Origin of the sequence: Mycolicibacterium moriokaense (genome assembly GCF_010726085.1) — a bacterium.
Classification (GTDB): domain Bacteria; phylum Actinomycetota; class Actinomycetes; order Mycobacteriales; family Mycobacteriaceae; genus Mycobacterium; species Mycobacterium moriokaense.
Window position 1 is genome coordinate 1,528,153 of sequence record NZ_AP022560.1, and the last position, 13,893, is coordinate 1,542,045.

General features: G+C 65.4%; 12 protein-coding genes. 5 read left to right on the forward strand and 7 right to left on the reverse strand.

The features are described 5' to 3' along the window. Window positions 1-32: 32 nt before the first annotated feature. A complete protein-coding gene (locus G6N43_RS07510; RefSeq protein ID WP_083149112.1) occupies window positions 33-632 on the reverse strand; it encodes a TetR/AcrR family transcriptional regulator in 600 nt (199 codons plus the stop codon). 102 nt (window positions 633-734) lie between these two features. Between G6N43_RS07510 and G6N43_RS07515 the strand changes: the two genes are divergently transcribed. Next, window positions 735-1,523 (forward strand): SDR family NAD(P)-dependent oxidoreductase, encoded by a 789-nt coding sequence (locus tag G6N43_RS07515; RefSeq protein ID WP_083149111.1) that lies wholly within the window; start codon window positions 735-737, stop codon window positions 1,521-1,523. 12 nt (window positions 1,524-1,535) lie between these two features. Continuing rightward, window positions 1,536-2,609 carry an NAD(P)H-dependent amine dehydrogenase family protein gene (locus G6N43_RS07520; protein ID WP_083149110.1) on the forward strand — a complete coding sequence of 358 codons (1,074 nt, stop codon included), beginning with the start codon at window positions 1,536-1,538 and terminating at the stop codon, window positions 2,607-2,609. A gap of 4 nt (window positions 2,610-2,613) precedes the next feature. Here G6N43_RS07520 and G6N43_RS07525 read toward each other — a convergent pair whose 3' ends face one another. The 6 genes from G6N43_RS07525 to G6N43_RS07550 all read right to left on the reverse strand — a co-directional run bounded on the left by G6N43_RS07525 (window position 2,614) and on the right by G6N43_RS07550 (window position 9,542). Further along, on the reverse strand, window positions 2,614-3,276 hold the full coding sequence (locus G6N43_RS07525) for an NAD(P)H-binding protein (RefSeq protein WP_083149109.1): 663 nt from the start codon (window positions 3,274-3,276) through the stop codon (window positions 2,614-2,616). Window positions 3,277-3,397: 121 nt separating this feature from the next. Continuing rightward, on the reverse strand, window positions 3,398-4,861 hold the full coding sequence (locus G6N43_RS07530) for an acyl-CoA synthetase (RefSeq protein ID WP_083149108.1): 1,464 nt from the start codon (window positions 4,859-4,861) through the stop codon (window positions 3,398-3,400). After that, window positions 4,858-5,628: an SDR family NAD(P)-dependent oxidoreductase gene (locus tag G6N43_RS07535; protein ID WP_083149107.1), complete on the reverse strand. Its 771-nt coding sequence runs from the start codon at window positions 5,626-5,628 to the stop codon at window positions 4,858-4,860. Before G6N43_RS07535 ends, G6N43_RS07530 begins: the two co-directional genes overlap by 4 nt. Before the next feature lie 11 nt (window positions 5,629-5,639). Further along, on the reverse strand, window positions 5,640-7,190 hold the full coding sequence (locus tag G6N43_RS07540; protein WP_083149106.1) for an AMP-binding protein: 1,551 nt from the start codon (window positions 7,188-7,190) through the stop codon (window positions 5,640-5,642). Further along, window positions 7,187-7,933, reverse strand: coding sequence for a GntR family transcriptional regulator (locus tag G6N43_RS07545; RefSeq protein WP_083149105.1), 747 nt, complete (start codon window positions 7,931-7,933; stop codon window positions 7,187-7,189). The genes G6N43_RS07540 and G6N43_RS07545 overlap by 4 nt, the downstream gene beginning before the upstream one ends. A 1-nt stretch (window position 7,934) precedes the next feature. Beyond that, window positions 7,935-9,542 (reverse strand): SMP-30/gluconolactonase/LRE family protein, encoded by a 1,608-nt coding sequence (locus G6N43_RS07550; protein ID WP_083149104.1) that lies wholly within the window; start codon window positions 9,540-9,542, stop codon window positions 7,935-7,937. A gap of 138 nt (window positions 9,543-9,680) precedes the next feature. Here G6N43_RS07550 and G6N43_RS07555 point away from each other — a divergent pair, with 138 nt between their 5' ends. The 3 genes from G6N43_RS07555 to G6N43_RS07565 all read left to right on the forward strand — a co-directional run bounded on the left by G6N43_RS07555 (window position 9,681) and on the right by G6N43_RS07565 (window position 13,841). Then, a complete protein-coding gene (locus G6N43_RS07555; RefSeq protein WP_083149103.1) occupies window positions 9,681-10,529 on the forward strand; it encodes an SDR family NAD(P)-dependent oxidoreductase in 849 nt (282 codons plus the stop codon). Continuing rightward, a complete protein-coding gene (locus G6N43_RS07560; protein WP_083149102.1) occupies window positions 10,526-11,938 on the forward strand; it encodes an aromatic ring-hydroxylating oxygenase subunit alpha in 1,413 nt (470 codons plus the stop codon). Before G6N43_RS07555 ends, G6N43_RS07560 begins: the two co-directional genes overlap by 4 nt. A gap of 64 nt (window positions 11,939-12,002) precedes the next feature. After that, on the forward strand, window positions 12,003-13,841 hold the full coding sequence (locus G6N43_RS07565; RefSeq protein WP_083149101.1) for a flavin-containing monooxygenase: 1,839 nt from the start codon (window positions 12,003-12,005) through the stop codon (window positions 13,839-13,841). The last annotated feature ends 52 nt before the right edge of the window (window positions 13,842-13,893 follow it).

Sequence of the window (13,893 nt, forward strand, 5' to 3'; positions counted from 1 at the left end):
ACTATAGTCAATCAGCCTCTGCAGTCAATCGGCTACTTTGCCTCGATGCTGCGCACCGTGCGGGTGACGTAGTCATCGATCATCGCGGCCTGGCCGGGCCAGTCGTGGGTAGTCGTCAGCAGCGCATACAGGCCGAGTAGGAAGAACACCGCGCTGTTCATAGGGTTCACCTTGGCGTCGACGTCGCCGCGTTCCCGGGCGCGCTCGATCTCCTTGGCGAGCGTCACGATCACAGGGTGTTCGTCGCTCTCGTCCCGCGGCCGGGTCTGCGAGAAGTGCAGCGCGAGAAAGTCCTTGAAGAGGACCGGGCCCAGACGACGTTCGAGACCCATCACCAGGCGGACCGCCTCGCCGAGCGTCGCCCTGAGATCGCGCTGGGTCGAAAGGTATCGGCTCAGCTGCTTGGCGATGTCCTCCTCTGTTCGCTGCTCCAGTTCGAGCAGCACATGTTCCTTGGTGGGGAAGTGAAAGAAGAAGGTGCCGTGGGCAACTCCCGCTGCTGCCACAATGGCGCCGACGTCGGCCGCTGCGATACCGGCGCGTTTGAACTCGGCGACCGCAGCGCCCATGAGACGTTCCCGGGTCTGCAAGCGCTTGGTTTCCCGCGCAGACGGCTTGTCTACCACTGCCATACGGCAACTGTACCGGTCCACCGACTGGCCGGCCGCGACTGAGTTATTGACTTAAGTCAGTTTGTATCGTTTGATGATCAGCACTCGACGGAGAGGACTCCTATGGCACTGGAGCAGTTCAACCTCGACGGTCAGGTCGCCATCGTCACGGGCGCGGGTAAGGGTGTCGGGCAGGGCATCGCCAGGGTGTTGGCCGAGGCGGGTGCCACCGTGGTTGGAACCGCCCGCACGGAATCCGACATCGTCGCGACGATCGAGGGGATCGAGAAATCCGGGGGCAAGGGCCTGGCGCTGGTTGCGGATGCGATAAGCAGGCCCGACGGCGAACGCGTCGTGAATACGACGATGGAGAAGTTCGGCCGTATCGACATCCTGATCAACAACGTCGGCGGTTCGACGTTCGGATCGTTTCTCGACATCACCGACGAGGACTTCCGGCACACGTTCGACTGGTGTGTGACGTCCGCGTTCATCATGAGCCAGCTGTGCGCGCGTCACATGATCGACGCCGGGCACGGCAACATCGTCAACATCTCCTCGGGGTCAGCACGTTTCGGCATTCGTGCGCTCACGTCCTATTGCGTTGCCAAGGGTGGGCTCGAGGCGCTCACCAGGGCGATGGCGCAGGAGCTGGCACCGAAGATCCGGGTGAACGCGATCGCACTGGGTTCGTTCGCCACCGAAGGACTGCAAAGTGGCCTCGACATGATGCCCGGCGCACTGGACACGATGCTCTCGCTGACTCCGCTGCACCGCCTCGGCGACGTCGAAGATCTCGGTCGTCTCTGCGTGTACCTGTCGACGAAGGACTGCTACGCGACGAACGCCATTTTCCATGTCGACGGCGGTATCGAATCGAACAACTTGCCCTTGCCCATTCCCGACTATTGATCGAGGCCCTAGATGCGAAGAGTGGTGCAGTTCTCCACCGGCAACGTTGGACAGCATTCGCTGAAGGCCATCATCGGGCGTCCCGACCTGGAGCTCGTGGGTGTGCATGCCGCGAGTCCGAACAAGATCGGGTGCGACGCGGCTGAACTCTGCGGGTTGAGCGAGCCGACCGGCGTCATCGCCACCGACGACATCGACGCGCTGATCGCGCTGAAGCCGGACTGCGTCGTGTACACCGCGCTCGGCGAGACGCGGCCGATGGAGGCGCTCGAGCAGATGTCGAAGCTGTTGGCCGCAGGAATCAACGTCGTCGGTACCTCCATGGTGTGGCTGGTGACCCCGCATCAGACCGACGACTGGCTGCGCGGTCCGCTCGAGGAGGCCTGCAAGGCCGGTGGTTCCTCGCTGTACGTCAACGGCATCGATCCCGGGTACTCGGGCGACACGGCGGTGCTCGCCGCGTTGAGCTTGGTCACCAGGGCCGAGTCGGTGGCCGTGCAGGAGGTCTTCGACTACGGCAACTACGATGACTACGAATACACCGGCGCGGCAATGGGATTCGGTACCACCCCGGACGACGGCCCGGCGCTGGCGTTCCAGCCGGGCGTGGTCGCGGCGATGTTCGGTGGCCTGGTACGCAACCTCGCCCGGCACCTCGGGATCGAGCTCGCCGAGGTCCGCGATCGCTACGAGCCCTGGTACACCGACAAGCGCATCGAATGCAAGATGATGACCGTCGAGCCGGGTCAGCTGGCGGCGGTGCGTTTCGCCGCCGAAGGTGTGCGTGACGGTGAGGTTGTCATCACCGTGGAACACACCACCCGCCTCACACCTGCGGCGGCACCGGATTGGGAGTATCCGACAGAGGGACACTCCGGCGTGCACAAGGTGATCGTGGAAGGCGAGCCGCGCGTTGAGGTGAGCACCCATCTGTCACACCCGACCCTGGACGTCACCGAGGCAGGCTGTGTGTCGACGGCAGCCCGGGTCGTCAACGTCATCGACTGGGTGTGCCGAGCGCCGGCGGGACTGATTGCGCTCGAGGACATTCCGCCGGCGGAGATGGTCCGCGGGCTTATGTGGTGACGTCTTAAGCGACTACCCGACGGACCGCCTCGATGATCGGGGTGTCGCCGCCGATCACCTCGAACGTCCGGCCTGCGGTCTCCGGTGTGTCGAGCACCGCCACGAGTACTGCGGCGACGTCCTCGCGTGGGATGTCACCGCGTCCGGTCTGGTCGGAAAGCTCCACTCGGCCGGTGCCGGGGTCGTTCGTCAGATGTCCGGGGCGCACGACGGTGGCGTCGAGCGCATCTCGCGTCCGAATCGCGTCGTCGGCGGCGCCTTTCGCGCGCAGGTATGCGACGAAGACCGGGTCGCCGATGTCGTCGGGCGCCTCGACGTCGGCCCCGATCGCCGAGATCATCACGTATCGTCGCACGCCGGCAGCCTCGGCGGCGTCGGCGAGCAGAATCGCGGCGTCGCAGTCGACCGTCTGTTTGCGCGCCGCGCCGCTGCCCGGGCCCGCTCCGGCCGCGAACACGACCGCGTCGGCCCCTCGCACATGTCCCGCGACGTCGTCGACGGATGCGTCCTCCAGGTCGATGACCACCGGTACAGCACCCGCCGCCTCCAGGTCCGCGACATGGTCGGGGTTCCTGATCAGGCCGACCGGCGTATCGCCGCGTTGTGAGAGCAGCCGTTCCAGGATAAGGGCGATCTTTCCGTGTCCACCGGCGATGACGACGCGCATGTGTTCATCCTAGGGATGCCGGGTCTGGCTTCCTATGGTCGAGATTGACACCATGGTCGTTACCGGCGGCAACAGCCCTCATTTCATTCTCGGTCGAAGGACGTATGTCGGCAATGTCCGTTTAGACCAAGCGTTCGCGCAACTCACGCTTGAGCACCTTGCCGTAGCTGTTCTTCGGCAGCTCGTCGATGTACTCATAGCGTTTGGGCCGCTTGAACCGCGCGATGCGTTCGAGCAGGTGAGCGTCGAGCTCGGCCGGCGAGGCCTTGCCGACGATGAACGCGACGACGACCTCGCCCCATTCCTCGTCGGGCGCCCCGACCACGCCCGCCTCCTCGACGCCCGGATGTTCGAGCAGGATCTCCTCGACCTCGCGCGGGTAGATGTTGCTTCCACCGCTGATCACGACGTCCTTGGAGCGGTCCCGCAACGTGAGGAAGCCGCGCTCGTCGAACGAGCCCATATCACCGGTGCGCAACCAGCCGTCCTGAAGGGTTTTCTTGGTGGCCTCGGGATTGTTCCAGTAGCCACTCATGACAACGTCTCCGCGACAGACGATTTCACCGATCTCGCCCGGCGCCGTTAGGGTATCGTCGTCGCGCAGCACGGCGACGTCCACGCCGGAGCGGGCATAGCCGACCGAACCGAGAATCGCGTCGTCGGCGTCGACATGATCGGCCCTGCGCAGCCCGGTGATCGTCATCGGCGCCTCGCCCTGACCGTAGAGCTGGACGAAAATGTTTCCGAACGCCGCCATCGCTTTCTTCAGGCTCTCGACGTACATCGGGCCGCCGCCGTACACGATGGTGCGCAGGTTGGCCGGCCGTGAACGTCCGGTCTGGACGAGCCGCTGCACCATGGTGGGCGCGAGGAAGGCGCTGCAACCAGGATGGTGCTCGCAGAGGTCGAGGAACTCGTCCGGTTCGAACGCCGCGGACTCCGGAATCACCTGCCGCGCACCGCGTAACACGTAGGGCGGGATGTAGAGGCCCGAGCCGTGGGACATCGGCGCACCGTGTACCAGGCTGGAGTTGTGGTCCGGCGAATCGAAATCCGCCAGGTGCGACACCGTCATCGCGATGAGGTTGCGGTGGCTGAGCATCGCGCCCTTGGAGCGGCCGGTGGTGCCGCTGGTGTAGAACAGCCACGCGAGGGCCGCGGGGTCGGTGACGCGGGGCGGATTCACCGGCGGTTGGGTCAGACGCGTCGAATAGGGCTGTGAATCAACCGTTTCGACAGGAACCTGCGTGATGGACGACAGTTCCGCACCGATCTTGGCCGACGCGAACACCTGCGCGGCGCCTGCGTCGTCGAGGATCTGGACCATCTCGCGTGGGTGCAGCTTGTAGTTGATTGGGACGACGACGCACTCGGCGGCCCATACCGCGAACATCAACTCGACGATTTCGGGACGGTTCTCGCTGGCAATCGCGATGCGGGTGCCAGGTGCCCCGAGGGTGGCCGCGATCCGCAGAGCTCGATCGCGCAGTTCGCTCCACGTATGCAGTTGGCGCTCACCGCAGAACACCGCACCGCGGTCGCCGAAACGCGCGGCGGTCTGGTCTAGAAGAGAGAACAGGTTCACTGCCGCTCGACCCAATCGGCGTTCAGTGCGAAGTCCGAGAGGTACTTGGTCGACGTCCAACCGCCGTCGACGACGATCTCCTGGCCGTTGATGAAGCTCGCACCGTCCGAGCACAGGAATGCGACCGTGCTGGCGATGTCGTCGACCTCGCCCAGGCGCGGGTATGGCGTCATCTCGGTGTTGATCTTGCGGAACCTCGGATCCTCGAGCCGCGTCGCCACCATCGGCGTCAGGGTCACCCCTGGCGCGACGGCGTTGCACCGGATGCCCTGCGGTCCGTACTGGCAGGCGATGTGCCTGGTGAGTGAGGTCAACCCGCCTTTGGCCGCGGAATACGCGCCACCGCGCAGTCCACCGACCACCGCGAACGTCGAGGTGATGTTGATGATCGCCGACCCCGACTTCATGTGTGTGATCGCCTCACGCGCCAATCGGAACGGGGCACGCAGCATCAAACCGAGGAAGTAATCCAGCGATTCGTCGTCGGTCTCGTGTAGCGGCTTCGGGCTGCCCACCCCGGCGTTGTTGATGAGGAAATCGATACGGCCCCACCGCTCGATCGCCGTGTCGACGATCCGGCGGGGCCCATCGTCAGCCGTAAGGTCGACGGCCAGCGTCTCGATGTGCTCGGGGTCACGCGCCTTGAGGTCCGCGAGTCTGGCTTCGTCGCGTCCGGTCCCGAGCACCGCCATGCCCTGCTCCGCGAGCTTGGTGGCGCAGCCGAAGCCGATGCCGCTGCTGGCTCCCGTCACGATCGCAACCTGCATCTCAAACCACCTCAGTTCTTCCCGGCTGTCAGCGTCGCCCGGATCTGGTGCTTCAACACCTTGCCCGCGTCGTTCTTCGGCAGTGCGTCCCAAATGACGATCTGCTCAGGGATTTTGAACTTGGCCAGACCCTCGCCGATCAGTAGTTCGGCCAGGTCGTCCAGATCGGGCGCACGTTGGTCGGCGGTCACGATGACCGCGCACGCACGTTCACCGGTGCGCTCATCGGGAACGCCGACGACCGCGATCTCCGCGATGCCCGCCCGCCCGACGAGAAGGTCTTCGACCTCCTTGGGCGAGATGTTCTCGCCGTTGCGGATGATGATGTCCTTGGCGCGGCCGGTGACCACGACGTAGCCGTCGTCGACCCAGCGGGCCAGATCGCCGGTGCGGAAGTAGCCCTCGTCGTCGAATGCCGCCGTCTCGTCCTCGGGACGGAGATAGCCGACGAGCATCTGTGGTCCGCGGGCACAGATTTCGCCGTCGACGAGCTTGATGTCGGCGATACCTGCGCGGCCGTCGGTGTCCGCGGCGTGGTCGACGGTGTCGAAGGATCCGACGGTGGTGACGGGCACCTCCGTCGATCCGTAGACCCTTGTTACCGCCGCCTTGTCGAAATAGTCGGCCGCCCTGCGGATCAGCGACGGCGGCACCGATGCGCCACCGCAGATGAACACCTTCAGATCCGGCAGGCGGGTACCGGCGCGTTCGGCGGCGCCGAGAAGACCGTCGAGAAACGGTGTGGCGCCAGCCATGTGGGTGCAGTGTTCCGCTTGCATGAGTGACACCGCTCGGTCGGGATCCCAGCGTTCCATCAGGACCGCGGTGGTGCCGAGCAGCAGCGGGCACTCGAACGCGTAGATCGAGCCGCCGATGTGTGCGATCGGTGACGGGACGAGGAAGGTGTCGCCGTCGGCCACCCGCCAGTGCTCGCCGATCTGCCGAATGAGCGCGTGTATCGAATTATGGGTGTGCAGAACACCCTTGGGCCGCCCCGTGGTGCCCGAGGTGTAGAGGATCATGCGCACGGTGTCGGGGTTGAGCACCGGCAGCACCGCGGTGCCGTCGAGGTCGAACAACGATGGATATGGGGTGTGGCCTTCGCCGCGGACGACGATGACTTCCGGAGGTGAGGTCATCGGCGCGGTCACCCGGTCCAGCATGGCCGCGTAATCGTGATTGCCGAACGTCGACGGGATGAAGATCGCCCGGCTGTCGGCATCCGCGAGGATGAACGCGAGCTCGCGGTCCCGCAGCGACGGCAGGATCGGGTTGACCACCATGCCCGCCAGCGTCGCGCCGAGATAGATGACGGCCGCCTCATGCCAGTTGGGCAGCATGAACGACACCACGCTTCCCGCGGGCATCCGCGCCGACAGGGTCTGCGCCAGCGCGGTGGCCTGCTCGTGCAGTGTCTTGCAGTCGAGCCGAATGTCGCCGTCCACCACCATGATTCGGTCGGGCGTCGTATGGGCGGCGTCCCTGAGCGTGTCGGCCAGCGTCTCGCGGACCCACAACCCACGCCGGTAGGCGTCGGCGGCGCGCTGCTCGTCGGACCTCACCGCCCGGCCTGTCTCTTGACCCGGCGCATGGTCATCGAGTGGCGGTACCGCGACGAGGGGTGGGTGTTGACGGTGACCTGCGCGACCTCACCGTCGGACGTCATGTACGTGCGCTGCATCTCCAGTGCGGCGGTGCCGACCTCGACCTTGAGAGCATCCGCCAGCTCGGGTGACACCGCGATCGCGGAGATCTCCTGGCGGACCTCGACGATGCTGACTCCGAACAGATCCTCGATCAGCGGGAAGATCGGTCCCGAATGTCGTTGCAGCAGACGGCCGACCGCGGCGAACGCCCGGTTGATGTAGTACTCCGTCGTGCAGACCGGCGTGGCGGTGCCGTCGGCGCGGTAGCCGCGGACCGCGAGCCATTCGGTGCCCGCGGCCAGTCCGGTGCGCTCGGCGAGCTGTTCGTCGACGATCACGGTCGCGTTGCTCTCGATCGTGAGCTGGGCGCCCGAGGCGAACGCGAGCAGATCGTTGATCGACATCACGTCCTGGGCATAGCTGTTGGTCTCCGGCCGCGGGACGACCAGCGTGCCCGCACGCGGGCGCGATGCGACGAGATTGTCGTCACGGAGCCGTCGCAGCGCCTCGCGAATGGTGTAGCGGGAGACCTCGAAACGTTCGCACAGCTGCTGTTCCGTGGGCAGCTGGGAGCCGACGGGATAGACCCCGTCCACGATCTCCTTGCGCAGGGTGCGCGCCACCTGAAGGTACCGGTGGTCGGCCGGGCTGACGGTCATGTCATGTCCGTCGCAACGCCAACACGCTGCCGTCACCGTCGGCCGCCACATAGAGGGTGCCGTCACGGCCCTCGGTGATGCCGGCGAACGGACCCTGAGGCCCGGAGAATGGTGGCATTCCCTTGAGCGGCTTGGGATTCACGCCGGGCGGTGGCCCGACGGGCAGACCGGCGGCGATGGTGCGCCGCTCTCCGCTAGTCAGCCCGACCGCGATGACCTCCTTCGCGCCCGCATCGACGATGTACAGCTGATCACCGGAGACGTGGATGCCCTGCGGTCGCTGCAGCCCGTCGACGACGGTTTCGGTGGATCCGGCCAGCCGCACGATGCGCCCGGTGCCCGACTCCGCCACCAGCGGCACACCGTCGGACCCGAACGCCACGCCGACCGGATCCTGCAGCCCGGAGGCCAGCAGTTCGACGTTGCCCGACCGCAGCGCGTGCACGCTTCCGGTGCCGAGTTCGGCGAACACGATGGTGTCCCCGGGCCCGACAGCGACACCGTAGAGTTGATCGAAACCATCTGCGAGATAGTCGGTTTCGCCATCACCCGGCCGGTAGCGGGCGATCTGCCCACCCGACGTCGCCACTATGAAGGCGCCCGGGCCCGCTGGGGCCAACCCACGCAGGAACCCCGGATAGCCTGGCGTGAACAGCATTCCGACGGTTTCCAGCGCGCCGTCGGCGCCTACGACGTAGAAGTAGGTGCCGTCGGCCACGTACAGCCGACCGTCGTCGCCGACGACCAGGTCCAGCGGCCAGTTCAACCCGCCGGGCAGCGCGGTGCGTGTACCGCCACCGGTAAGGATCTCGGTGATCTCCCCGGTGAAGTTGGAGACGAACAGGCGGTCGCCGACGAAGGTCAGGTTGTCCAGTCCCGGATTAAGCTGTGCGAGCAGGGTTTTGTCGCCGCTGCGCGGGTCAATGCGAAACACTTGCCCGCTGGCCACCTGTGTCGATACCAGGTAGCCCTGCGGATCGAACTTGACCGCATCCGGCACACCGAGATCGCCGGTAACCCGTTGCGGCTCACCGCCTTGCGGATCGATGCGCCAGATCTCGTTGGCCGTCATCAGCGGGTAATACAGCATTCCGTCGGGCCCGACCTCCATCGCGTTCGGCGACGGCAGATCCTCCAGCAGGATGCGCGCTGCGCCGGTCGCCCGGTTGAGCTCCATCAGCCGACCGCCGTCGCGGCACTCGTTGATGAACAGCCGGTCCTGATGGACGGTGATGCCGTTGGCGCAGGGAAGGTCATCGCGCAGCACCCGGGCCGCGCCGCCGGCGTCACGCACGCTCACCCGTCCTTCCATCACCTCGGTCGCGTACAGGTTGCCTGCGCTGTCGAACGCGACGTCATCGGGCGCGATGATTTCGCTGCCCTTCGGGCTGACGGCCTCGACACCGCCGTCGGCAAGATCCAAGGCGCTGATCTGACTGCCCGTCACCTGAGCGACGTAGATGCGCCCGTCGGGACCGGTCCGCAACCCGTTCGCGCCGAACAACCGGCTCGGCGTCGTGACCCTCTCGAGCCGCCAACCGTCGGCGGTCGTCGGGTTGGTCGCGATGTACCGGGAGGGCGGGAGCGACGCCGTCGCGGGAGCAGTCATGACCCCGGACGGTACCAAGCCCTCCTAGTCCAGACAATAGCCCGAACTCCCATGATCGTCGGCCTTGACTGGGCGATAATCACTGCGGAATAGTGTTCTGCAATATGCAGAGCACCATATGTTGTCCGGACAAATGACATGAGCGACCTTCTTGGGCTGCACGGCCGCATCGTCGTGGTGTCGGGCGCCGGCGGCGGCGGGATCGGCACCACGATCACGCGGATGGCCGCGGAGGCAGGCGCCACCGTCGTCGCGGTCAGCCGGTCCAAGGAGAACCTCGACGAACACGTCGCACCGCTGGCCAAAGAGGGCCTGTCGGTGGTGCCGGTGTCCGCCGACGCGTCCACCGACGACGGCATCGCCACCGTCATGGACCAGGTGCGGCGTACCGACGGCGCGCTGTACGGGTTGGTGAACATCGCGGGCGGGGCGGCGCCGTCCACATGGATGCCCGCGACGCGGGTGACGCGTGAGGACTGGCGGGCGCTGCTCGCGGCGAATCTGGAAACCGCGTTCTTCATGAGTCAGGCCGTGGCGGCGGAGATCCGCGAACAGGGCAACCCGGGGTCGATCGTCTCAGTGTCCTCGATCAGCGGGATGAACACCGCCCCGTTCCATATCGCCTACGGGACAGCGAAGGCCGCGATCGTGGCGATGACCCGGACCATGGCCGCCGAACTCGCGCTGAACAACATTCGGGTCAACGCCATCGCACCCGGCGTGACGGCGACGGCGGCGTCGCGCACCTATGTCGATGACGACCCCGAACGCGACCGCACGGCCATCGCCATGGGCCGTCGCGGCACACCGGAGGAACAGGCGAGCGCGATCCTGTTCCTGCTGTCGGATATGTCGAGCTACATCACCGGTCAGACCCTGCTCGTCGACGGCGGTCTCAACCTGAAATGGACGCACCTCGGCGCCGACAACACCTCGCTCTTCCTTGCCGACGAGTCCTTCCGAGCTGAAATTAGGAGGATCCAGTGACGCACACCGAATCCGGCCTCGACACCGCCATCGAGGTCGACGGCGATCCGGACGATTCGACAGGACAGGTCGCCGAGGATCTCTCGTCGCCGATGACCATCCCGGTCGAGGCCTACATCTCCGAGGAGTACGCCCGCAACGAGCGGGATCGGTTGTGGCGCAGGGTCTGGCAGCAGGTCGGCCGCGTCGAGGAGCTCCCCGAGATCGGCAGCTATCTGACCTACGACATCCTCGACGACTCGATCATCGTGGTGCGGACGGGGCCGGATGAGTTCAAGGCCCACTACAACGTGTGCATGCATCGCGGCCGCAAACTGGTCGACACACCCGAGGGCGCCAAGAACGCGATCGGCCGTGCGCGCAAGTCGTTCGTCTGCGGATTCCACGGCTGGACATACGGTTTGGACGGTGCCTGCACCCACATCCGCGAACAGGACGACTGGAAGGGTGCGCTGACGCCCGACAACACCCACCTCGTTCCCGTCCAGGTCGACACCTGGGGTGGGTGGCTGTTCATCAACATGGATCCGACGGCCGAACCGCTGGCCGACTACCTGTTCCCGGCGTCGAAGATCCTGGAACCTTTCGGGCTGGAGAACATGCGCTACAAGTGGCGCAAATGGCTGTACTTCGACTGCAACTGGAAGGTCGCGATGGAGGCCTTCAACGAGACCTACCACGTGTTCACCACCCACCCCGAGTTCAACAAGTTCGGGGAGTTCAGGGGGTGGGCCAAGGCGCAGGGTAAGCACAGCAACATCGGCTACGACGCCCCGAAGGGTTTGGACGAGACCAAGTCCAAGATCCGCCTCGGTACCGGTGACCCGCGCATCTCGACGGCCGAGATGCAGGTCTTCACCATGGAAGAGACGAACGCGACGACCACCGAGACGCTGGTGAACGCCGCCAAACGGCTGGTCGACGAACTGCCCGAGGGCACGCCCGCCGACCAGGTGTTGCAGCACTGGCTGGCGTCGGCACGCCGCGATGACGAAGCGCGCGGGGTGATCTGGCCGACGATTCCGCCCGACATCCTCGGTCAGAGCGGCACCGCCTGGCAGATCTTCCCGAACTTCCAAGTGGGCCAGGGCCTGACGAGCGCGCTGTGCTATTCCGCGCGACCCGATCCGAGCTACGACCCCAACAAGTGCATCTTCGAGGTCGCGGTCTTCGAGCTCTATCCCAAAGGCGAAGAACCGCAAACGGAATGGCAGTACACCCCGAAGGACTCGCCGAACTGGCTCTCGGTCCTGCCGCAGGACTTCTCGAACATGGCGGCGGTGCAGCAGGGTATGAAGTCTGCCGGCTTCCCCGGCACCAAGCCCAACCCGTACCGCGAGCGCAGCACGGTGAACCTGCACTACCAGCTGTCCAGGTACATGGGCACCGGCGAGCCTCAAGATTTGTGATTTCGGCGTGCTCAGTCTCGCTCAGCGAGACCCAACACGCCGAAATCGCCAGTAAAGGAGACACATGACGACCTGTGGACCGACGGACGTACCCACTGATATCGAAATCGACGCGCTACGGGAGAAGTACGCCGCCGAGCGGGCCAAGCGACTACGACCCGAAGGGGCGTCGCAGTATCTGGAACTCGAAGGCGAGTTCGCCGAGTTCTACGAGGTCGATCCGTACACGCCGAAGACCGAACGCGACCCGATCGTCGAAGACGCCGACGTCGTTATCCTCGGGGGCGGCTTCGCCGGACTGCTGGCCGGCGCGTATCTCAAGAAGGCCGGCGTCGACGGTATTCGCGTCATCGAGATGGCGGGCGACTTCGGCGGGGTCTGGTACTGGAACCGCTTCCCCGGAATCCAGTGCGACAACGACGCTTACTGCTACATCCCCCTGCTCGAAGAGCTCGACTTCATGCCGTCCAAGAAGTTCGCCGATGGCGCCGAGATCTTCCAGCACTGCCGCAACATCGGCAAGCACTTCGGCCTGTACGACGGCGCGCTGTTCTCCACCCAGGTGCGCGAACTGCGTTGGGACGACGCGACGGAGCGCTGGCAGATCAGCACCGACCGCGGCGACAACATCCGTGCCCGGTTCGTCGTCATGGCGCAGGGCTCGTACAACCGCCCCAAGCTGCCCGGCATCCCGGGTATCAGGGATTACAAGGGCCACGTGTTCCACTCCGCCCGTTGGGATTACGAGTTCACCGGCGGCAGTGCGGACGGCAACCTGCACAAGCTGGCGGACAAGCGTGTCGCGCTGGTGGGCACCGGCGCCACCGGCGTTCAGTTGGTGCCGCATCTCGGTCGCGATTCGCAGCATCTCTACGTGTTCCAGCGCACGCCGTCGTCAGTCGATGCGCGCAGCAATCCGCCCACTGACCCCAAGTGGGCCGCATCGTTGCAGCCGGGCTGGCAGGAGGAGCGCAAACGCAACTTCCACAACTGGTCGCCGTTCGTCGGCGTGGTGTTCGGTGAGCCGGATCTGGTGTGCGACTTCTGGACTGAGCTCGGACGCAATCTGACGGCCCGCATCGCCGCCAGCGAGGACCCGACGGCGGTGACCGTCGAGCAGATCATGGCGTTCCGGGAGGAGGAAGACTACAAGATCATGGAGCGGCTGCGCCGCCGCGTCGCCGAGATCGTCGAAGACCCAGACACCGCGGAAGCGCTCAAGCCGTATTACCGGTTCATGTGCAAGCGCCCGTGCTCGAGTGAGCACTACCTCGCCACCTTCAACCGCCCGAACGTGACACTCGTCGACGTGTCCGAATCCAAGGGTGTGGAACGGCTGACCGAGAAGGGGATTGTCGCCAACGGCACCGAATACGAGGTCGACTGCGTGATCTTCGCGTCCGGCTTCGAGATCTCCACCGAGATCAGCCGCCGGTACGCGATCGACCGGATCATCGGCCGCGACGGACTCTCGCTCTTCGACTATTGGAAGGACAGTTACAAGACCCTGCACGGGATGACGAGTCGCGGTTTCCCGAACCAGTTCTTCATGGGCTTCATCCAGGGCGGCGTGTCCGCCAACACCACGGCCATGTTCGAGCAGCAGGCCCAGCACATCGCCTACATCATCGCCGAGGCCCAGAACCGGGGTGCCACGACGGTCGAGCCCAGCCAGCAGGCGCAGGACGCCTGGGTGAACACGGTCCGCGAACTCTCTATCGACAACTCGGCGTTCGAATTATCCTGCACACCAGGCTATTACAACAACGAAGGGCGCGGAGGCAATGTGGGCAACGGCTCCTTCCTCGGCGACTTCTATTCGCCCGGCTTCTACGCCTTCGACGAGTTGATCGCCGAGTGGCGTGCCAAGGGTGACCTGGAGGGTCTGGAGTTGCGCACATGACCCCAGCGCGTGTCGCCGAGTGCACGCTTATTTGCACCTCCGCTCGCGATTT

What these genes read in the sequence shown, in the direction of transcription:
- G6N43_RS07545 (WP_083149105.1), bottom strand. Translation starts at nt 7,933, where the DNA reads ATGACCGTCAGCCCGGCCGACCACCGGTACCTTCAGGTGGCGCGCACC.
- G6N43_RS07525 (WP_083149109.1), bottom strand. Translation starts at nt 3,276, where the DNA reads ATGCGCGTCGTCATCGCCGGTGGACACGGAAAGATCGCCCTTATCCTG.
- G6N43_RS07515 (WP_083149111.1), top strand. Translation starts at nt 735, where the DNA reads ATGGCACTGGAGCAGTTCAACCTCGACGGTCAGGTCGCCATCGTCACG.
- G6N43_RS07535 (WP_083149107.1), bottom strand. Translation starts at nt 5,628, where the DNA reads ATGCAGGTTGCGATCGTGACGGGAGCCAGCAGCGGCATCGGCTTCGGC.
- G6N43_RS07555 (WP_083149103.1), top strand. Translation starts at nt 9,681, where the DNA reads ATGAGCGACCTTCTTGGGCTGCACGGCCGCATCGTCGTGGTGTCGGGC.
- G6N43_RS07550 (WP_083149104.1), bottom strand. Translation starts at nt 9,542, where the DNA reads ATGACTGCTCCCGCGACGGCGTCGCTCCCGCCCTCCCGGTACATCGCG.
- G6N43_RS07510 (WP_083149112.1), bottom strand. Translation starts at nt 632, where the DNA reads ATGGCAGTGGTAGACAAGCCGTCTGCGCGGGAAACCAAGCGCTTGCAG.
- G6N43_RS07565 (WP_083149101.1), top strand. Translation starts at nt 12,003, where the DNA reads ATGACGACCTGTGGACCGACGGACGTACCCACTGATATCGAAATCGAC.
- G6N43_RS07520 (WP_083149110.1), top strand. Translation starts at nt 1,536, where the DNA reads ATGCGAAGAGTGGTGCAGTTCTCCACCGGCAACGTTGGACAGCATTCG.